The sequence below is a fragment of the Paenibacillus agilis genome (genome assembly GCF_007786455.1).
GTDB classification, from domain to species: domain Bacteria; phylum Bacillota; class Bacilli; order Paenibacillales; family Paenibacillaceae; genus Paenibacillus_B; species Paenibacillus_B agilis.
Genome location: NZ_VNJK01000003.1, coordinates 442,032 through 463,059, shown reverse-complemented (window position 1 = coordinate 463,059; position 21,028 = coordinate 442,032). Strand labels below are relative to the sequence as shown.

Annotated in this window: 18 protein-coding genes; 2 read left to right on the top strand and 16 right to left on the bottom strand. The window is 46.2% G+C overall.

The features are described 5' to 3' along the window. Positions 1–230: 230 nt before the first annotated feature. The 6 genes from FPZ44_RS21025 to FPZ44_RS21000 all read right to left on the bottom strand — a co-directional run bounded on the left by FPZ44_RS21025 (position 231) and on the right by FPZ44_RS21000 (position 6,542). A complete protein-coding gene (locus FPZ44_RS21025; protein ID WP_144993589.1) occupies positions 231–1,241 on the bottom strand; it encodes a methyltransferase in 1,011 nt (336 codons plus the stop codon). Next, the gene (locus FPZ44_RS21020; RefSeq protein WP_144993587.1) at positions 1,219–2,196 is read right to left on the bottom strand and encodes an alpha/beta fold hydrolase; all 978 of its coding nucleotides are present in this window, start codon (positions 2,194–2,196) and stop codon (positions 1,219–1,221) included. The genes FPZ44_RS21025 and FPZ44_RS21020 overlap by 23 nt, the downstream gene beginning before the upstream one ends. 22 nt (positions 2,197–2,218) lie before the next feature. Continuing rightward, positions 2,219–3,427, bottom strand: coding sequence for an aminotransferase class I/II-fold pyridoxal phosphate-dependent enzyme (locus tag FPZ44_RS21015; RefSeq protein WP_144993585.1), 1,209 nt, complete (start codon positions 3,425–3,427; stop codon positions 2,219–2,221). Positions 3,428–3,498: 71 nt separating this feature from the next. Then, positions 3,499–4,497: a biotin synthase BioB gene (gene bioB / locus FPZ44_RS21010; RefSeq protein WP_186786170.1), complete on the bottom strand. Its 999-nt coding sequence runs from the start codon at positions 4,495–4,497 to the stop codon at positions 3,499–3,501. A 40-nt stretch (positions 4,498–4,537) separates the two neighbouring features. Then, positions 4,538–5,320: a dethiobiotin synthase gene (gene bioD, locus FPZ44_RS21005; RefSeq protein ID WP_144993581.1), complete on the bottom strand. Its 783-nt coding sequence runs from the start codon at positions 5,318–5,320 to the stop codon at positions 4,538–4,540. Between the two features lie 337 nt (positions 5,321–5,657). After that, the gene (locus FPZ44_RS21000) at positions 5,658–6,542 is read right to left on the bottom strand and encodes an ROK family protein (RefSeq protein ID WP_144993579.1); all 885 of its coding nucleotides are present in this window, start codon (positions 6,540–6,542) and stop codon (positions 5,658–5,660) included. 298 nt (positions 6,543–6,840) lie between these two features. Between FPZ44_RS21000 and trpB the strand changes: the two genes are divergently transcribed. Together trpB and FPZ44_RS20990 are read left to right on the top strand one after the other, a co-directional pair. Beyond that, on the top strand, positions 6,841–8,010 hold the full coding sequence (trpB, locus tag FPZ44_RS20995) for a tryptophan synthase subunit beta (protein ID WP_144993577.1): 1,170 nt from the start codon (positions 6,841–6,843) through the stop codon (positions 8,008–8,010). A 288-nt stretch (positions 8,011–8,298) separates the two neighbouring features. Next, positions 8,299–9,645 carry a C39 family peptidase gene (locus FPZ44_RS20990; RefSeq protein WP_261378453.1) on the top strand — a complete coding sequence of 449 codons (1,347 nt, stop codon included), beginning with the start codon at positions 8,299–8,301 and terminating at the stop codon, positions 9,643–9,645. A gap of 174 nt (positions 9,646–9,819) precedes the next feature. Here the strand turns inward: FPZ44_RS20990 and FPZ44_RS20985 are convergent, their stop codons facing one another. The 10 genes from FPZ44_RS20985 to FPZ44_RS20940 all read right to left on the bottom strand — a co-directional run bounded on the left by FPZ44_RS20985 (position 9,820) and on the right by FPZ44_RS20940 (position 21,014). Beyond that, the gene (locus FPZ44_RS20985; RefSeq protein WP_144993575.1) at positions 9,820–10,674 is read right to left on the bottom strand and encodes an inositol monophosphatase family protein; all 855 of its coding nucleotides are present in this window, start codon (positions 10,672–10,674) and stop codon (positions 9,820–9,822) included. Between the two features lie 100 nt (positions 10,675–10,774). Then, positions 10,775–11,599 carry a sulfite exporter TauE/SafE family protein gene (locus tag FPZ44_RS20980; RefSeq protein WP_144993573.1) on the bottom strand — a complete coding sequence of 275 codons (825 nt, stop codon included), beginning with the start codon at positions 11,597–11,599 and terminating at the stop codon, positions 10,775–10,777. Between the two features lie 233 nt (positions 11,600–11,832). Further along, on the bottom strand, positions 11,833–12,603 hold the full coding sequence (gene fabI, locus FPZ44_RS20975) for an enoyl-ACP reductase FabI (protein WP_144993571.1): 771 nt from the start codon (positions 12,601–12,603) through the stop codon (positions 11,833–11,835). Between the two features lie 146 nt (positions 12,604–12,749). Continuing rightward, positions 12,750–13,751, bottom strand: a complete 1,002-nt coding sequence (gene uvsE / locus FPZ44_RS20970; RefSeq protein WP_144993569.1) for a UV DNA damage repair endonuclease UvsE — start codon at positions 13,749–13,751, stop codon at positions 12,750–12,752. Positions 13,752–13,994: 243 nt separating this feature from the next. Continuing rightward, positions 13,995–14,453: an ArpU family phage packaging/lysis transcriptional regulator gene (locus FPZ44_RS20965; protein WP_144993567.1), complete on the bottom strand. Its 459-nt coding sequence runs from the start codon at positions 14,451–14,453 to the stop codon at positions 13,995–13,997. A 177-nt stretch (positions 14,454–14,630) separates the two neighbouring features. Further along, positions 14,631–14,771, bottom strand: coding sequence for an XkdX family protein (locus FPZ44_RS20960; protein WP_144993565.1), 141 nt, complete (start codon positions 14,769–14,771; stop codon positions 14,631–14,633). Positions 14,772–14,868: 97 nt separating this feature from the next. Then, positions 14,869–15,279 (bottom strand): hypothetical protein, encoded by a 411-nt coding sequence (locus FPZ44_RS20955; protein ID WP_144993563.1) that lies wholly within the window; start codon positions 15,277–15,279, stop codon positions 14,869–14,871. A gap of 80 nt (positions 15,280–15,359) precedes the next feature. Beyond that, complete coding sequence (locus FPZ44_RS20950) at positions 15,360–18,002, bottom strand: hypothetical protein (RefSeq protein ID WP_144993562.1); 2,643 nt, start codon at positions 18,000–18,002, stop codon at positions 15,360–15,362. 118 nt (positions 18,003–18,120) lie between these two features. Next, a complete protein-coding gene (locus FPZ44_RS20945; RefSeq protein ID WP_144993560.1) occupies positions 18,121–20,655 on the bottom strand; it encodes a hypothetical protein in 2,535 nt (844 codons plus the stop codon). Beyond that, entirely contained in the window at positions 20,655–21,014 is a 360-nt protein-coding gene (locus FPZ44_RS20940; protein WP_144993558.1) for a hypothetical protein, read from the bottom strand. Before FPZ44_RS20940 ends, FPZ44_RS20945 begins: the two co-directional genes overlap by 1 nt. Positions 21,015–21,028 lie beyond the last annotated feature (14 nt).

The window sequence follows — 21,028 nt, the reverse complement described above, 5'->3', positions numbered from 1 at the left end:
AAGTCATTTTAACATTTTGAATCAGCGGATGCAAGCAAGCAGGGCACTGCAACATATTTTCCAAAGATATGCTGAAAATCGGCTGCTCACTAGCGATAGCCGCTCTTATAAGATGCACTGCAAACAAGTAATTCATACAGCTTGGCAACGTCTATTCTAATGGATGGATATGCATACGGAAGTAATTTACCTTGCAGCGAAACGATTGAAACGTATACAGCTATGTATGCTTATTTCAAGCTACTTTCATTTATCTTGTTTGAGATCTGTTCGCTGCTGATGTACCCGAATCCTGCCCGATAGGTTACATGCACACTTCCATTTTCCATCCCATAATGCTCATAGTAATACTCCTTCATATAATGAATCCATTTTCGTGTAATAGGGGCTGACCGCTGTTGAAGCGCATTACTCGCTCCAATTCGTCGCACACGTTGAAGCATGTCCTCCAAGCTGTCGTAGGTTAGTGTCCATTCTTGCTCCATCCAAGCTGAAGAAGATGTACATTTCCCCATCCATGTTTGCCAGTCCACCGCATTCACATATGCCTGTCCACGCGGATGTACGTCAAAATTCAACTGACTGTCTGCATAAGCACAAGCTTCATGCAATTGCTGCAGCGTTCCTGGCATAAAAGTGGCGAATGTCAGCATACCTTTTGTGCGCAGACGTTTATAGAGTGCTTGCAGCGTGAATTGTGGCTGATTGAACCATTGGAACGCAGCACTCGATAAGATGAGGTCATAACTGTCTTGGCTTTGGGTGATAGTGCGTGTACCGCTATCGTTATCATTGTCCATCACTTTGTCAACAGCAGCCCACTTCTCAGCGTCCGCTGCAATAAGCTGTATTTGCTCAACGTCATATCCTGCAAGCATCAGCTTGCGTTGTGCTTCTTGCAGCATCCGTGGTGACAAATCTAACATTGATAGTTCGATTGATGTTGAGGGTAAAGCTGAAATCACAGCTTGCGTTAATGCTCCCGTCCCACAGCCGATGTCGAGCAGCTTTGATGGCTCATGCATGCGTAAATTATGATTGCCATTCTGTTCTTTAAGCACTTGCATATGCTGCTGCACAGGCTGCCAATCCAGCAATGTTTGAATCATTTTTGTTTGAACGTCAGCATAGCGGTCATACTCATGTGCACGGCGATCGAATCGTTGCCCGACGAGTACTTTATTCATCTCGGGTGGTATGGATCGCCGTTCCATTATGTTATTTGAGTTGAAATTGTTCATGCCAACGGCTCACCTCCTCTGCCCATTCGCTTGGATGGGTCAAGAATGGGACATGCCCTTGTCCGGTCAGTCGTCGATATTCGACGGACCGGGCGTCTGGACCCGCTAGGCGGCGCGCTTCTGCTTGCGCGCCTATAGGCACTAGCGGGTCTTGCTCCCCGTGAAGCCATAGCACGGGGAGCTGCGCAGCGCATAGCTGCGCCCACGCATCCGCCAAGTTAGCGGATGCTAAGTAGGCTAAGCCCGCGTCCAATCCCGCGGGCGTAAAGCCAGGCCGTTGGAAGCGCTCAATGAGCTTCGCTTCCAACGGCTCATGCTGCTGCCGCTCCGCCGGAGCTAGCAAGCGCACCGCGAATTCGTGGAGCGTTTGCTCTGGCGCGGCGGCCAGCCGCTGCCGCATGCGCTGCAATACGCGCGGCGGCCACCCCTCCGTGCTGGTGGGCGCGACGAAGCGCAGCGTCGAGCCCACCAGCACAAGGCTCGCGAGCAGCCCTTCGTTAGGCTGACGAAGCCTCATATCTTCTCGGCTCATCGCGTTGCTTACAGCTTCTCGGAGCTTCACATCATCCTCGCTTCGCCTATCACTGCCCGCTTCCCGCTGCTCCAAGCCTCCGCCAGCCCGCACATTGCTTGCCACTCCACACAACTTCACATCTCCCACGCTTCGCGCGTCACCGCCCGCTCCGTGCAACCAAATGGCAGCCGCTTCAATCGCCAGCATGCCGCCCATGGACCAGCCGACGAGGTGGCATCGCTGCGAGCTTGCAGCAACCACACCCATTCTTTCCACGATCGCAGCTACCATCTCATCCGATGAACCACAGTCCATAAAATTAACATAATGATGATCCGCATCAGGAAGCGCATGAGCAGCTTGGTGCCACAGCTGTTCGCTGGCTCCCCAGCCGTGAATCCATATATAACTGTCACTAACGCTCAGTTGGCTTCTACTCATTAACTCCGACGCCCCTTCTCCGTCAAGCTTCTCCTACCGCCTTCACAATGATGGAAACCGCTTTTCGCAGCTCATCTTCCGATTGAGATGCCATTGGCGTGAATCGGATTCGAGCCGTACCTTCTGGAACCGTTGGTGGTCTAATCCCAATACCAGCTATGCCTAATTGCGCAAGCTTGCGGCTAATCGTCATTGCCCTCTCATCTGTCCCGAGTATGAGCGGAACGATATGGCTGCTTCCCTCACCTGTATTCAGCCCCGATTTTTCCAACCCATCACGTATTATTGAAGCATTTCTCATAAGTGTTGTTCGTGATTCGTCTGCTCTCTTCACCTGTTCCAAGCGCATTAAAATGAGGGCTGCCATCAACGGAGGCAATCCTGTATTGTATATCAACGTACGAGCACGATTAATCATATAGCGAATTACAATGTCATCGGCAGCAATGTATGCCCCTACTGCTCCAAATGCTTTTCCGAACGTGCCCATCACAATATCGACACGTCCATGCAGACCTAACTCATGGCATAAACCGCGCCCCTCGGCACCATATACGCCACCGCTATGTGCCTCATCAATAAGAAGGAGCGCATTGTAGCGCTCCTTCAGCAACACTAGATTATGTAATGGCGCAACTGTGCCATCCATACTAAAAACAGCATCACTTACAATTAAAGCATGATTGCGCTTTCCCTCTAGTGTCTTATTCCATTGCTGCAGCTGATACTCCAGCCTATTCATATCAAGATGCGGATATCGATACATATGAGCCCGGCTTAACAACGCACCATCTACAATGCTGGCATGATTCAATCTATCACTGAAAACAGCATCATTCCGTCCTACTAGCGCGGCAATGACACCAACGTTGGCCATATATCCGCTCGTGAACACGAGCGCGGCCTGCCGTCCTTTGAACTTTGCTATCTCCCGCTCTAGCTGAGCGTGCACACCATCATGACCAGATATAAGTCTCGAAGCTCCCGAACCAATACGCACACCTGTCTCCCCATACTGCTGGCACCATGCCTTCACTTGCTCCCAGCCACTGTCATCCAACCACGGATTCAATCCCAAATAATGATTGGATGCAAGATTCAGCATACGAACACCATCTCGTTCCATAAAGCCATCGTCCAACCAATGGCTCTCCGTCATATTTCTCAAACGGTCTCCTGCTTGCAATTGCCCCAGCTCTTGATGCATCCAATCGTACTTATTTGAATTCATTGTTTGGTGAAGTACCTCCCCGCACCTCTGTCTCTACTCGCTTACAGCAGCGCTCTGTCTTCATGCATACCTTACAATGCGCATCTTTCAATCTCGAAACCAATATCTTCAATCATCGCATGATCAGCAGAAGCCTCTTGTCCCTCTGTCGTTAAATAATCGCCTACAAACACCGAGTTAGCCGCATATAGCGCTAATACTTGCAGCGATCGTAAATTAACTTCTCGACCGCCAGAAGCCCGGATCTCCTTCGTCGGACATACAAATCGGAACAATGCTAATGCCTTCAAGCAGCGTCGAGGATCCAAATTAGACAGCTTCTCCAAAGGCGTTCCGGGAATCGCATTCAAAAAGTTCACAGGAATAGAGTCCGCATCAATGTCACGAAGCGCAAAAGCAACATCTACTAGCTGCTCATCCGATTCTCCCATGCCGATAATGACGCCAGAACAAGGTGACATACCAGCATACTTCGCTGTCTCAACCGTTTCAATTCTATCTTCATAAGTATGGGTAGATGTTATATGAGAGTAATGGTCAGCACTTGTGTTCAAATTATGATTGTAACGATCCACACCAGCCTTTTTTAGACGTTTAGCTTGCTCTTCAGATAAAATACCGAGACACGCGCATATTTTCATCGGCATAGTCGACTTAATTTCTTCTACCGCTTCAATCACTTGATTCAGCTCACGATTTGTCGGTCCGCGTCCACTCGCAACAATACAATACGTACCTACTTGCATTTCCATCGCTTTACGTGCACCATCAACGAGCACATTTTTCTCAAGCAATGGGTATTTTGTGACGGGCGTGTCCGCAACACGAGATTGTGAGCAATAACCGCAGTCTTCTGGGCATAATCCACTTTTCGCGTTAATAATGAGATTGAGCTTTACCTTTTTACCGTAAAAATGCTTTCTTACGCGGAATGCAGCATCCATAATAGCCAAAACTTCATCATCGTCCGCTCGAATAACACGCAGCGCCTCTTCTCTTGTAATGGGCTCCCCAGCAATTGCTTTACGTGCTAACCCCAACCAATCTTGCTCCACCATCATCATAGACATCTTCTTCCCCATCCTCTCACCTATGTATCGAATTGTTCATTTACAATCGAACGTTCAGCCAATCATACAAAGCTGTTATATGTGCCGTTTCACGCAGCCATGCCTTGCGCCAGTTGCTCCACATTTCTTCATCCATCCTATTAGGATGCGGAAGATATGGCACAGCGCCTAATACCGAGACTTCAGCTAACGATTCAATCATCTCGGCATTTTCATGCAACTGCTGTTCATAAGCATTGTTGTTTAAATAGGTAGTTGGTGTTATCCCTGCGGCACTAAACAAAACCGCAACATCCTTTACACCTTTTGAACGGGCGTATTGCACTGCTGTTACTGTATGGCTTACAGTGCCCAACAGCGGAGCAGCTACGATTAACATGGGCAATTGCAATGCAGCAGATAAATCCGCCATCGTATGCCGAGCATGAAAAGGAACAGCCACACCACCTGCACCTTCGACAACAAGCCTATCGACTGCTCGCAGTCTTCGTTCTCCTTCTGCAATTAGTTCGGCCATGTCGATATCCAAACCCTCTCGCTTAGCAGCAGCCCATGGTGCCAACGGTTCGTCAAAAGTCCATGTAACGAGGTCACGTTCTTCCACATTTGTTAACCCAGAACCTTTTAACAAACGGTAACTATCTGCCTCTACAGTCCCTAACTCCACTCCGCTTTGCACCGGTTTCCACAAGGCGGTTGTACCTGACTTATGTATATGCATCCAGTGACTAATTCCTGAAGCTACAACTGTCTTCCCTATTTCTGTTCCAGTGGCTGATATAAATATCCCTTTGCCAAAACGTCCTTCAAGAAGTGCCATCATTCACCTCTTAGTTACTGAGAATAATTTTCATTTGTTAACCTTCTTTTATTTAAAATAGGTTAACACTTCTTGCAAGTTGTATTTTATATGAAACTATCTCAATCATCAACTGCTAAAGCTAATTCCACTCTGATTCATGAAGCGCTAACTTTTGTTCTATACAAAAGAAAGCCTCCAAACATCCACTGTATAAATGGAAGTTTGGAGGCTTCTGTTGAAGCAATGCTTATGCTACTAAACTATAAACACAATTCTCTACGTATGTGGGACAGCCCTTATTACTGAGCTATATTAGAAATATAATAATGTCACTAATCTATTACCTAGAGTGAACCAATTAACACTGCTCACGTAATGCTTGCACTGCCAATGCCAAAGAGCCCGTAATTCCTGCACGATCCTCTAGGCCTGGAGATACGATATAGGAAGCGCTATCCGTCAAAATAGCCGGGTGCTGTACATATCCATTCAATAGCTGACGCAGTTTCTCGTGAATACGAGGGAACAAATGACGCTGCTTAGATACGCCGCCGCCGAGCACAATCTTTTCAGGGGATAGGATCAAAATATAATTCATTAGTGCTTGTGCAATATAATGAGCTTGGAACTCCCACGCCTGATGGTCTTCACCCAACTCATAAGCTTTTACGCCCCAACGTTCTTCAATCGCGGGTCCTGCTGCCATACCTTCCAAGCAGTCTCCATGGTAAGGACATTTGCCCGCATACGTATCATCTACATGACGCGGCACTACAATATGCCCCATCTCAGGATGAGTCAGTCCATGCACGAGCTTCCCTTCTACAACAGCACCTGCACCGATGCCGGTACCAATTGTAATATACAAACAGCTGTTCAATCCTTGTGCCGCGCCCCATGTCGCTTCACCGAGCGCCGCTGCATTCACATCGGTATCGAATCCAATTGGTACTTGGAAATGACGCTTCAAATGCCCAACGACATCATACCCGCTCCAATGCGGCTTCGGTGTCTTCGCAATATGACCATACGTATCGCTAGCACGATTCAATTCAACAGGGCCAAATGAGCCGAACCCGATCGCTTCCACACCTTTGTTTAGGAAAAATTGCACCGTACGCTCCATCGTCTCCTCTGGAGTTGTTGTCGGGAATGATTCCGTTTCAATAATGGTTCCATCCGATGTTCCAATTCCGACGACGAACTTCGTGCCGCCGCCTTCAATAGCTCCCAGTACTGTCATGTTCGTATCTCCGCTCCTTCGTACTGCTCTCTCCTCTACACGAAGCGCTGTCGCTAGGAAAGTATCGTCTTACGATAGCGCTTCCAACACATATTGATTATATCATTTATAGCTTTGTAATCCAATATTAAACATAAGCCCTTTATTGGGCAAATCATGTGTATGCAGCACTAAATAAAGATGAAACGAAGTCTTCTCTACCACAATTAAAAAGGATAGACTTTCCATTGCAGTGTCCGCTAAAATAAATGTATTTCAACCTTTTTCCATTCCATTTACTCGAACAGGGGGACAAACCATGACTATCACAACATCTACTTCAGGCATGTTTGGTTCATTCGGGGGAAGTTACGTTCCGCCAGCATTACAAGGGGTGCTGGATCGTTTAGCAGAAGCATTCGAGACTTACAAGGATGACGCTGAATTTATAGCTGAATTCGAATACTATTTACGTGAGTATGTCGGGCGACCAAGTCCTCTTACCTACGCGAAGCATTTAACAGAACAGTTAGGCGGCGCTCGTATTTATTTGAAGCGTGAAGATTTGAATCACACTGGCTCTCACAAAATCAACAATGTTCTAGGTCAAATTCTTCTTGCTAAACGAATGGGAGCTAAGCGCGTAATAGCTGAAACAGGGGCAGGCCAACATGGTGTTGCCACGGCTACCGTTTGTGCGATGTTCGGAATGGATTGCGTCATTTATATGGGAGCTGAAGATATTCGTCGTCAAGCACTTAATGTGTTCCGTATGGAGATGTTGGGCGCTACCGTCGTATCTGTAGGTAAAGGACAAGGCCGACTTAAAGATGCTGTCGATGAGGCTCTTAATGACTTAGTTATAAATTATGAAACGACATTTTATTTGCTCGGATCTGCCGTTGGACCTCATCCATTCCCTACGATTGTTCGTCATTTTCAAGCGATCATTAGCAAGGAATCAAAAGAGCAAATTTTGCAGGCCGAGGGAAGGCTCCCTGATGCCATTATTGCTTGCGTAGGCGGCGGCAGCAACGCGATTGGCGCATTTGCACATTATTTGGACGAGCCTAGCGTTCGAGTTATTGGAGTAGAACCTGACCAAGCGCCAGCGTTAACACAAGGGGTACCTGCTGTTCTTCATGGTTTCAAATGTCTCGTGCTGCTAGATGAGAACGGTGAACCAGCTCCTACTTACTCGATTGCAGCTGGACTTGATTATCCAGGAATAGGGCCGGAACATAGTTATTTGAAACAATCAGGCCGCGCAGAATATGTCACGGTTTCCAATGAAGAAGTGCTCGAAGCTTTTATGCGACTCTCTAAGACAGAAGGCATTATCCCTGCGCTGGAAAGTTCACATGCTGTCGCACACGCCATAAAACTGGCCCCACAAATGAAGCAAGATGAGGTTGTTATCATTAACATTTCTGGACGCGGAGATAAAGATGTGGAACAAGTTTATGAAATGCTGAAGCAATCTAAATAAATCGATAACATAGAAGTACTCGTACAAGTACTCACTATAAAATTCATAATTTAATAATTAGACTATCCTACTAGAAGATATGCTTTCGCCTCAAACGAAGCAGTATCTAGTTAAGGGTCGTACCGACTACGACTAATTATTATAAAATGTAATATTATCTACTTTGTTTCTAAAGCCCTCGCAAAAGGGCTTTTTCTATTATTCAAATCAACTTTTGAACTAACATTTCTCCCCCTCCTATCCGATAAATAAGTATAACTATGTCCACGTAACTAGTAGGAGGATGCAATGGTGTCACGCCTTGTTCGCCAGACGAATCGCTGGCTGCTGTTCTGTATTATTATCACCTTGTGCGTGTTTCCATTACAACGTCTGGTATCGTCCAAGATCAATGAAGGACGCTTCTCATTCGAGATGCCTACCGATGATATTGTGCTCATGTTGTATAGCAACACTGCAATTGTAGGGCCTTATTTAGTACCAATCGATTCGAAAACGAAAAATGCTGCTCCCTATCAATATAGCGGCGAAACACTCATTCCTGCTCGCTTCTTAGCGGACAACTTCGATGCCGAGCTCACTTACGACAATAAACAAGGAAATATCACGCTCACTTCAGAAGAAGGAAGCATTCAATACGCATTAAATAAAGCCCAGGCTAAAGTAGAAGGCAAGTCACTCACGCTCCAAACCAAACCTGTCGTAAGAGATGGAATCACCTATGTACCACTCCGAGCCGCGAGTGAAGCATTTGGACGCAACCTTCATGTTGAAGATGGTGTTGTGCTGTTAACCCGCACTAAAGATGCGCCAGACTCTGACCGGATGACCGCTTGGCGTGAAGAACTCTCTTCCTATATTGCTTATGAAGCATTTGGTTCTTTCACAGTGGAAGCATCGAATCATAGTCAGGCATTATTTAAGACGTGGAATGAGGCTGTCGCCTATGCAAGAAAAAATGCTGGTCGCAAGGTGACTTATCGTGGCAGCAATCAAGTGTTATGGGATCCTGCTAAGCCACCTCCTATAACGGCACGACATAAGAAAGCCAAGGCTATTATGCAGCTGCCTGAACTACCTCGCGGTTGTGAGGTAACTGCGCTCGCCATGCTGTTATATGCAAATGACATTCAGGTAGATAAGATGACACTTGCCAAACAGATAAAAAAAGAACCAACCCCTTACAAGAAGGTTGGAAATACAATCTACTTCGGCAATCCGCATGATGGATTTGTAGGCGATATGTATAATATTAATAACCCTGGGCTTGGTGTGTATCATGAGCCAATCGCTGAATTAGCAGAACAGTATGCACCTGGTCGAGTAGCGGATATTACAGGTACGACTTTTGAGCATTTGAAGTATACGGTCGGTCAAGGGACACCCGTATGGGTCATTCACACCACATTGTATGATGCAGTCCCTGAAAAGGCTTGGCATCAATGGCAAACACCGACTGGACCTGTCCGCATTACTTATTACGAGCACTCCTTGCTCGTTACAGGCTACGATAAACAATACATGTATGTCCTAGATCCACTCGGACGCACCGATCGCATCAAAATAGATGCCTTCCGCCGCGGCTGGGAGCAAATGGGGTCTCAGGCCATTGTCATCATGCCGCCAACAACGTAAAAACAACCTGCAAGCAGTTCAACTGCATGCAGGTTGTTTCTTTATATACGGCTATTAATAGCAAGAGCTGTACGCTTGTGCTTTGTTCAAAGCATTGCTCATTGCTCGCATTCATAATACCTGTCTACATCAGATAATCGGTTAAATAGCTCTCTGAGAACTTTATTCACTTCATTATCCTTGTGCATCCGCATCTTTGAGTACTTGAATGAAATCTGCGTGAATATGGCCATTTGAACCCAGCACATCTCTCACTCCAAGATGATACGGCTGACCATGTGTATCTGTAATACTTCCGCCCGCTTCAGAGATAAGAAGGCTTCCTGCGGCCAAATCCCATGCATTCAAGTTCAGCTCCCAAAATCCTGTTAGACGACCCGCTGCCACATACGCCATATGTAGGGCTGCAGAGCCTGCCGTTCGGATATTTCGCACTTTAGGTGCAAGGGCCTGAATGCCTTTCAGATTCACTGGCAGTGCCCGAGTGAAGTCTGTAGGGAAACCTGAAGCGATAAGACTGCCATGTAAGTTCTTTTCATCTGCTACCTGCATCCGCTGACCGCGGACATAAGCGCCTTTTCCTTTCTCTGCGACGAACAACTCGTCCCTTATCGGGTCATACACGATACCGACAATTACTTCACCTTTATGTGCCAACGCAATCGATACCGAGAAGAATGGGAAGCCATGCACATAATTCGTCGTCCCATCCAGCGGATCAATAATCCAAAGGTATTCAGATTGCAGCGCTTCTTTTAGTGCTTCTTCCGAAGCCGCCTGTCCACACCCTGCTCCCTCTTCACCCAAAATGCTATGATGCGGGAAATGAGTTTGTATCAGCTTGCGGATCATTAATTCCGCACCTTTGTCCACTTCCGTTACAACATCGTGCATGGAAGATTTCACTTCTAACGATTTATATTGACCGAGTCGACTTTTGATCCATTCACCCGCTTTTGCAGCACAGTTAATCGCCACAGCGGTAAAACTTTTCCCCGTTACAACGTAAGGTGTCTTATCCTGATTCAATCCTCTCTCACTACTTTCTGTATAAAAATGTCATATCCTTAACTATACGCTGCCTCCTTGCCGAAGTTTCATCCAAATATCCGTAATCAATCAAATTCCACTAATCGGCCATAAATCCACTTATAATCATACGAAGAGAAAGTACAAGCAAAGTCAGCCGCAGCAGCAACAGCAGCCCTTTGCCTGACATTCGATTGGCTATCGCGGCACCGAACTTACCGCCAATCCACGCACTTGGAGCCAAGATGAGTACAAGCATCCAGTCCACAGAGCCATTCCATGCATGGACAGTCGTGCCCAATATCGAGCTAAGGAAGATGACAAACATCGAAGTTGCAGTTGCAATATGGGCTGGGTATCGAAATAACAAGACCATTAATGGCACGAACAAGGAGCCCCCACCAATGCCGAACAATCCCGAAACTAAGCCGACCATAAATCCTATCAGCAGCATAAGCGGGATATTCACACCATATTCATGCGTCACACCTGTTCCATCTGTAAACAACTGCATACGACGCCATTGAATCTGAAGCGGCTTCATTCTTTCTTTTACAATCATCAAAACAGCCATCGCCAACATAAAAAAGCCAAATGCCAACTGGAATGAACTATCTTGAAAATTCTGTGCGAGCTGTGCACCAACCATCGACCCTGGGCCGCTCGTTATGAAGAAGATCAAGCCATTTCTCCAATCTACTCGCTTTACTTTGGAGTAAGCAAGCGTGGAAGATAACGCTGTAAATATGAGGACAGCTAATGAAGTTGCGACTGCTGTCTGAGATGAAACCGCTTCCCCAAGCAGCCATGGTCCAAGAAAAACCAGTCCAGGAACGAGAATAATTCCTCCACCTAAACCGACCACACTGCCGAATGTCGCTGCAACGAATCCAATTAATCCGAGCAGCACGATCTCAAGCCACATGCCAAGTTCCTTCTTTCGTGTTAACGAAGCCCATAGCTTCTATTTATTGTCGCAGCGCCTCGAATATAACCACAACCTTAGTGGCGGCCTTCCGCAATTGCACCGCATATTATTAGCGGCACATAGAACAAGCGCCCTGCATAGGATAACGTCTCATTAGGAGACACCTGTGCAAGGCGCGTGGTAATCGGTAGGCAAACGCACAAGCTCGATCGCCGCCGTCAATCATTCAACTAAGTAGATACGATGTTGTAGCCGCCATCCACGTAGATGACCTCACCTGTAATGCCTCGGGACCACGGGCTCATTAAGAACATCGCCGTATCCCCTACTTCTGCAGCATCTGTCGTACGACGAAGCGGAGCTTTCTCTTCCACTTGTCTCAAGATGGAGTTGAAGTCGCCAATCCCCTTCGCTGCCAATGTACGAATTGGACCTGCGGAGATCGCGTTTACGCGGATATTGTGTTGGCCAAGATCATTTGCCAAGTAACGAACAGACGCTTCTAGCGCAGCTTTCGCTACACCCATAACGTTGTAGTTCTTCATTGCACGCTCAGCACCTAGATACGTCATCGTCATTACACTTCCGCCTTCTGTCATAAGCGGATGTAGACGCTGCGTAACAGCTACGAGGGAGTACGCGCTAATATCATGCGCTAGCGCAAAGCCTGCACGGGACGTGTCCACATACATGCCTGTTAGCTCTTCCGTTTTCGCGAATGCGATACTGTGCACAATACCATGCAGCGTGCCGAAATGCTCTTTCAATTGTACAGCAAGCTGATCGATATCTTCATCCACTGTAACATTGCAAGGAAGAATCACAGAACCTTCAATCGTTTCCGCCAACTTGCGGACACGAGCTTCTACACGCTCGCTTTCATATGTAAACGCTAGTCTTGCGCCTTGAGCTGCCAACGATTGCGCGATTGCCCACGCGATACTACGATCGTTTGCAACACCCATGACGACGATATTTTTACCTGCTAATACTTGGGACATACTTTTACATATCCTCCTCTCACCGTTGAACAATTGGCAAGCTCCAGCTTGTACATTTCTGCACGTGCAAGATTCTCCAAATAAACGGTTTGCTTTCTTTGTACAAGGTAACGTATTTCGCGCATCTTTTCAAGTGACGACCATCATTAAGATTGGATGCTCACAGATGCAGGACTTACGAGCGAAACCCCTTCGCCCTCATACTGAGTAAGGTCATGCATCAGTTTAAAGAGCGCATCATCTTTCTTCTTCGCTTCAATCATAACGTCCAGCCTGTTTGTATACGGAGCGATATCCCTTAAGAAAGCTAGCAGTGGCTTCACATCTACATAATCGGCATGCCCTCGAATATCCTTCTCACTCTTCGGACTCGATACATGAATTTTAGGCGGAAGCGGATCATCAGCAGGGACGTCCGCCTGAGCATAAGCAGTATCCCATGTCTTCAATATTCTTGGCCACAGCGCAGTTAGCTGCTCCCCCTCATGATTAACCCAATGATGGTGAATATCAAGTACCATCGGAACTTGAAGCTGTTCGCATACCTCCAGCGTCTCTGCAGCGGTAAAGGTTTTATCGTCATTTTCTAGTGTCAAACGCTGCTTGATAGGTTCTGACAGCAACTTAAAATTGGCCTTGAATCGCTCTGCCGCTGCCTTCTTATTGCCATAAGCACCGCCAATATGAATATTGTTCTTTGCTCGTGCATCCAATCCCATCGCCTCAAGCATGCGAAGATGATGCCCTAAGTCGCGGATCGAATTGTGCAGCACATCTTCCCGAGGCGTGCTCAGTACGGTAAAGTGGTCCGGATGGAAGCTCAGTCGCATCCCATGTTCGTTGGCATACGCACCAATTGCTGCAAATGGTTCTTTCAAAGCGATAAAGGGATCCCAATCTGCGAGCGCTTCATGTGTGGCGAGTGGAATTAGCTTGCTGGAGCAGCGGTACAACTCAATATGATGAGCACGATTATGCTTCAACAACCGCAGCGTATTGGTCAAATTCTCCTCAGACAACCGTTCCAGCTTGCGAATCGCGGCTTCGCGGTCATCAATCTTACAGTAGCTCGTATACGTCATCGTACGTGAAGGCGAACAATTCTCCACAAGTACCGACATCGCTACATATCCGAAGCGGACAAGCATAGTTGTAGCCTCCAATGTGTGATTTGCTACTGTATAGCATCCCAATCAAGAGATTGGATCATACTTGGAGATTTGGAGATACACTGGATTAAGACCGAGCTCGGAATTTAGGCATGCGGACAGCTCAAACTCGGTAGAAGATTGGAGCGTATAAAGAGAACATAAACACAAAATATGCTGCACGAAGCCGGAGAAATAGACAACCACCGGCTATGTGCGCGCGTGTATTTTGGAAGAAATCGATCAAGAAGGCGTGTCAACAAACACCTGAACATTAAGCGAGATGGCTAACTTGGAAATGGCTTTCCACTTTAGCTTGTAGTAACTGTATTCGGATAAAGGGGGATCGAACGTAAAGCTGTACACTTGGTAGTCATAGACACCGTCTTCCTTTAAATAGCGCTCGGTGATAATCTGCCGTTCCTTCTCAGGCAAGCGCTGTGCAGCTTTCTCCACTCGCTCACAATATGTACGCATCTTCTCAGGAATATCAACATTGTCTGCAGCAATATCACCCGTCTGGTCCGTTACTCGGTTCGTCGGCCCATGAGAACGCACCGTGTAGGTAGAGGTCAGTCTTGTTTCTTTCACTTCATAACCAATTTGCTTATACATACGGTATTTCTCCAGTACCGCCTCAACGTTTCTACGAGTCGCTTCCTTGTCTAGGTCCGGAAGGTCGAAAGATACGTCACAAAGCATCGTAGCACCGCCTTTGTTCACATCTGCACTATCTATACTCTTATTATATACGAACAGATGTTCTTATTCAAGTTCTTTTTCATATATCTCTTTTGCCATACAGCTATGATTGAAATATTATTTTCTCCTATAAACAAATAAAGCCCCCGGATTGTCCGGGGGCTGAGTTGACGTGTGTTACACATAATTGATGGATGTAATTTCACGGTATTGTTCTGGTGTAATCTCTCCAGATGGATTGCTCGTTGTTTGCACAGCTTTACGAAGAATCTCCGCATTGATCCAATTCATATCGAATGCATATTTCCAAAATTCCATTGTCCTTATCTCCCTTCTATTTATCGCTGTTAATCGTCATTAAACCATTCTGAGCAGCCGCGAATCTTTTATCAGCTATTTACGCTAGCTTTTTTATTTATTTGCTTGTTTGTGCATTGGCTAGCTGCTGCTTTAAGGAGTCAATCTCATTTTTCTGCTGCATCGATTGGAGCTTGAGTTCAACGAGCTGACGTCCAATCATTTCTGTGGTAGAAGCTGGCTCCTGCTGCTTCTGATGCAAAGCATCAATCTCTTGCTGCGTTAACCCCTCTACCCATTCCTCCAAGTCAAAATTCCATCGCGGTTTATATAATCCAGTTGGCACTTCTACTGCCACCATATAACCTACCGTTACTGGCTCGTTAGACTTCTCCGTATTGGAAAAGTCTGTACTTGCTGATTCCTTTTCCGGTAGTTCTGTAATAGGAAAAACGCCTGTCACGGAGTCCGCAACAAGCGTAGGTTCGATGTAAAATCCATCAAGATTCACTTTTATGGCTTCTTTCATTTTGTCTCCTCCTTGTTTACTCGTTCCTGAAACACTCAAAGGTGTCAGACTCGTTTTTACCTCACTTTAAAGCTCGATTTCTAAAGAGGTACACGTACTCCATCCAGCGGGATAAAATTATTAGCCGTCGTTCCACGAACTACAACGCCTTCTTTGGATACATTTAAATAACACGCTGATGCTGGAGAAGCAACATCTTTACCGTTTGCAGTGGATATTAATGGTGTGTTACGGAAAAATCTTGGTTGCAATGCTGTCGGCAAATGAAATGCCACTTGTGGGATTACGCCGCCCTGTAACGATCCTTTAAATTCGATATAATCGCCGTTTCTGCGATACATCGGTGCAAAATTTGGATCACGATCGTTTCCTGGTGTCCAGCCGTTGATTAATGTAGCCTTGACCCACTCCGTTACTACTGGCGCTTCTCCCTTGCTAAATTCCAATACGCTCACACGTGCTGCAAGATCTGCTGCTTCTTGCGCAATACGTGCTGTAGAGGCACCTAGTGTATCAGCATATTCAGCAATTATCGAAATAGGGGGCGCGCTAGTTGCTAGCTTCGTGTATGTGATGTAGTAAGCTTGAGACGGTTCAAAATTATATCTACTAGTCACTAAACGTTCCTGCCCATAACTCGTACCATCATTAGCTGTTATGACCTTCCAACGTGTGGAATCGTAAGCATTGTTCACATATACACCTTTAAATTTAGCCACTTTATGTTTTAAAGCACTACCAAAATCTACTCGGTTGATCTGTACGTTCGGATCAGCTGCATCTGCGCCGCGTGGAACTACCTTTTCACGAATAACCATTCCACTGCCAACTCTTACGATGTTATTTCCCTTTGACAGCGTCGCTCCCGTTTCATACGTCTTGACTGGACGAGCAACCGGATTTTTACGAAGATATGACAGTTGGTAAGGTGTCCAGCCCTCGTAAGACTCTTGTGGAACAATGTTTATTGTACCACTATCGATATTTTTATTTAGTATTCGGCTGAATGCTTTATAATTTCCCGTACCGTCCGTGACGTTGTATTTGGAATCTCGCCCGTGACGATTATCGTACATGCGCCAACCTAAGAAATATGCTTTAATCTCATCCTGTGTTGGTTGATAATTTGGCCCCCAGCCACTATCTTCATGAGAAATAGTCAAGTAGAAGTTATCTCCTGTACCAAATCCCCATACAAAGTCACCAGTATCTACTGTCGTGTGCCATGGCCGCAGAATGGTTCCGTCGTACTTCATTCCGTATACAACACCATTAATCAACGGAATTAATTTGCCATCTAAAACAATCGTGTGATAGGAAGGACCCAGCCAATCCAGTTTATATTGATAGGAATCATCGAGAGCAAGTTTCTCCCACATCTCTGTTACGTACGGTTTGCCATCCGTACCTGTAAACAATTCATCGTTATGTCGACCCGTGTGTGGGAAAGAGCCCAAACTACACTCTGCCGCCCATAGTCCACGCTGCTGCGGTGTATATGGCTTAGACTCACTCCCCAAAGTAAGCATAGGATTCGTCCAATAAAACCAGCCTGTACCCACGCAGGCGATAATCATAGCACCTTTCACGGCTCCATCTGGAGATGTTGCTTGGAATGTGCATCGCCCATTATCCATCGGCACTCGATTATTGAAGCCCAACGATTTACCAGCGGAGTCAAAAAATTCTATCGAAGTATAAGGATGCTTGTCCGCTGACACATAGCCTGCTAGTTCAACGCTTCCAGAGTATACTTGATTAGGATGCGCGTCAAAGGTATACGTCGCCCCTCTTGCCCAAGCCTGATCTGTATATACTTCAACTGTATTATTGCCAATTAAAGTGCCTGAAGAAAGTTCCCACTCCGATAAAAGTGGTACAAGATTAGCACCTATCGTTTCGATATACGGACTATCTACGAAAGCCATACCATCAACATACGGATACTTCGCAGCCACTTGTTCTGGTGTCATAGACGTGATCATTGCGATAGCATCATCATCAATTTGATAAATGCGAGGCTGTTTATAAGACATCCAGCCGACTGCACCAAGCGTTGAGAAGTTATATAATCGTAGATTTCCGCGACCTGTAACCGTATTTGTAAACGTTCGTACCACAGTCTTACTTAAGCCGCCTATTTCTTCAATCATTACTTCCCCGTTGGCATTTTCTACGACGATACGTCCTTGCATACTCGCATTCTCTACCGTCTGCTCAACAATTAATACGTATTTCTCACCTTGTTGAAACGGAATACGGCCCATATAGTCAACACGTCGACCGTACTGATTATCATCATTGGCTACCGCATTGATGACCTGTACTTTGCTACCGTCAGAGTTCGTATAGATCGAGAAGTTCGTACGACCAAAGTCAGTCCCCCATCCGTCAGCGACTCCGTTCCCGTCTCCATCGGTGTAAAATCCACCTCCACGCCCAAGCAAGTTGATTAACGTACGACCACGCATTTCCCGCAGCGTTAGGGACGTATCACGCTTCACAGCCACCGTCTGAACATTAGGAATCAATGAAATTTGTTTGGATAGAGTATTTTCCATATCAGCGGCTGCAGTATTAATCGCAGTCTGTGCTGTACTGTCGGCTTTTTTCAATGTTCCGATGGTACTATCGATTATTTCCCATTGCTCATTGAAATGTTCCATTCGAACATAGTCGTTTGAATCAAAGCGATTCAAGCCATTCGGTAATTTCCGTGCCATGCTATACCTCCTTCTATAAAAGAAAAAGCCCTGCGAAGTTAGCTGGACTTTTTACTAAGTGAAATATTAAGTTCATTGATAGTTATTTTCCGTTAATTTCTTTCTTTTTCTTATTACGTTATTGTTCTGCTTTAAATGAGATACCACTTATGGATAAGTACGCAGCGTGTAAATTCGTACTACTTTGATTAATAAACACACGCCCATCAAAGCCTACATCTATACGTACAGCTATTGCTACATTTTCAACACTCCCGGCACCCGTGCACTCAAATAATTGTGTTCCCTTTGGACGGTATCCTTTTGGAAGATAAAACAATGTCGTATTAGCCGCCGTAACCCCTCCGGTCATAAGCCCCTCTAGTCGTACGATACCATTGTTATCGATACTGTAACGTGGTACTTGATAGCCGTCGGCATACGGTTTCCATCCATTCATCAACGTTGGTGCAACCCAGGTTTCTATTCCCTCCATTGCCTGCTGCGCCTCAACCATACTTAGACGGCTATTCACATCACCCATCTGATCGACGAGAGCTGTAAGTGTGCCACGCATGTTCGCCGCGGCCTTTACGTTGATAGTTGCCACAAGAGCCGGAATGAACGCCGCATACGTAATGTAATATGTTTCGTTTGGATCATAATTGCTAATATCCGCTCTAAATTTCTCTAAACCGTGTGGGTTAATATACGACCTATACCACACTCCGTCTCTACGAGCACCCTTATAAACTTGAATTGCCTTCTTAATTTTTTGTTTTGTCGGGCTATGTGTATCCCCAATAGCTACAGCCGTTTTACTAGTAAGGACTGCCGCCTTTTCACGGAAGATGACGCCCGAGCCAACCGTCACTACATTCGCACCAGACACAAGCGACGCGCCAGTATCGTATGTCTCAACCCGAACAATTTTCGGCTTTGATTTTAGATATTGCAACCGGTATGGATGTATATCCCTGTGCTTCGCGTAATTACCATTAATCAATTGTGAAGGGGCTACATTAGGAACTGTGACAGTAGCGCCGAAGTAGCGAGTACCGTTATAGCTGTCCAACGGCGTCCATCCTTTTTCTTTACTGTCAGTGCGATTGTATACTCCGTTTCCGTCTGCTCCATTCGTGGATACATCGAACATTTTCCATCCCAAGAAATAAGCTTTAATTTCTTCAGACGTTGGCGAATACATATCTCCCCACCCACTTTCAGCGTTTGATACGCTGAATACTAGAAGGTTAGGATTCGGATCGGTAATATCCGTTAACACCTGAGCATCAGCCGCGGTTAGCATTTCCCCCTGCAACTTGCGTCCCAGTATCGTACCGTCGTACTTTGTAACGAACGCTGTATCCTTCTGCGTTGGAGGCAATGTTTCTGTGTAAAATATTTTAAATCCCGCACCTTTATCAACATGGCGATATGTTAAATTTCCATCTAGAGTGACCTTCTCCCACTTCTCAAGTACGTATGGAGAGCCATCATCTCCCGTATACAATATATCAGCATCTGCACCCGTTACCGGATGCGATGCGAGCTTAGCCTCAGGCGCCCATAGACTTCGTTTCTGAGGTTGGTACGACTTAGGCGTTATACCAACGACTAGCATCGGATTTTTTACAGTCCGAGTCCCTGCCTTCGCCCCGGATTCAATAATAATACGAACTTGCACAGAACGAACTCCGACTGGAACGGTAAATGTTGTGCTCCTCACGTCACGACCAACCTGCGGCGTATCCAAAATGGGCTGACCCGCAACATTGGTATAAACATCCATCACTACCCCGATTCCTTCAATATCAGCGGAGAGCGTATACGTTTGTCCAGGTACTACCGCGAAATGCTCCGAGTCAAATGAGTACGCGCTTTGATTATCGGTTTGTAAGACAATCCTCGTCTCTTGCGGGGATACAACTTGCATAGTCTTTGAACTGTGAACGTCAAAGCGCGTGAAATCAGGACATAAATTCATACCCGTAACCTCTACATACGGATTGATAACATGCGTCAAGGTATCCGTATATGGGTAACGAGCAGCAATCTGTTTCGGCGTCATGCTACCAATTGCGTCATACTCGTTCCTACTAATCTCATATACACGAATGGCATCGAAACTGCCACCTGCGTTCGTGCTAGCCGTTTTAATCCAAAGCTGAACTTCCACTTGAGATGTAGCAACTAAGTCCGATGGCTTGAAACGAACGGCTAATGGCTCAAACTCTCCATATCCCTCCGAATCAGCAGTTACGAACTTAGAGCCTCCACCCATGCCGTGAATTTGTAGTCGGAGCGCAGATGCTGTGATGTTGTGTGCCATGGCAACCGCAATGTAATGACTATCAGCGTTAATATTGATGGTTCTACTAACACCGTAGTAAGAGTCATTAGACACTGTAGATACGAGTAGTAAAGAGCCATTGCCTTCAACTTTACGAGAAGTATCAAGCGACACCTCAAGGGGCAGCACTTTCGTAAATAAATGCGGTTCCTCGCATCTTCCCGAGATCCCCATCAAATTAACGAGCGTACGTCCCTCCACGTTATCGATCGTGAGTGGTGTTGCCTCTTTCACATCAACGATTTGTGTTCCTTCGCGAAGTGCCAGCGCATGGGGCTCTTTGTTCGGCTGATTACCCCCGTTCAACGGATATAAACCCATTAGCGCACCCCCACAATTTGCACGGTCGGTGCCGCTGCCGAGATCACCTGTATTTCCTTCGCCTGTACATTCAATGTGTACCCCATGCCTTCAGGCACTAGAATACAATCTGCGCCATCTACAGTAGCAGGAGCACCTACATTAATATAGATATCGCCCACGCCGAAGTTTTGGATATCGAATGATTCGCACAACGTTGAAAAGGTCAATACAGCAGCCTTACCCGCCTCCAGCTTGACTCGCTTTACTTCCTTTGATTCATAACCTGTCTGCTGGGAAGGAACTGTGAAGCCGTTTGTGCCAATCGGTTTCACAGCACCAGCCTTGTTATTCGCATCTACTGGAAATGTAAATGACATCGTTATATCCCCTC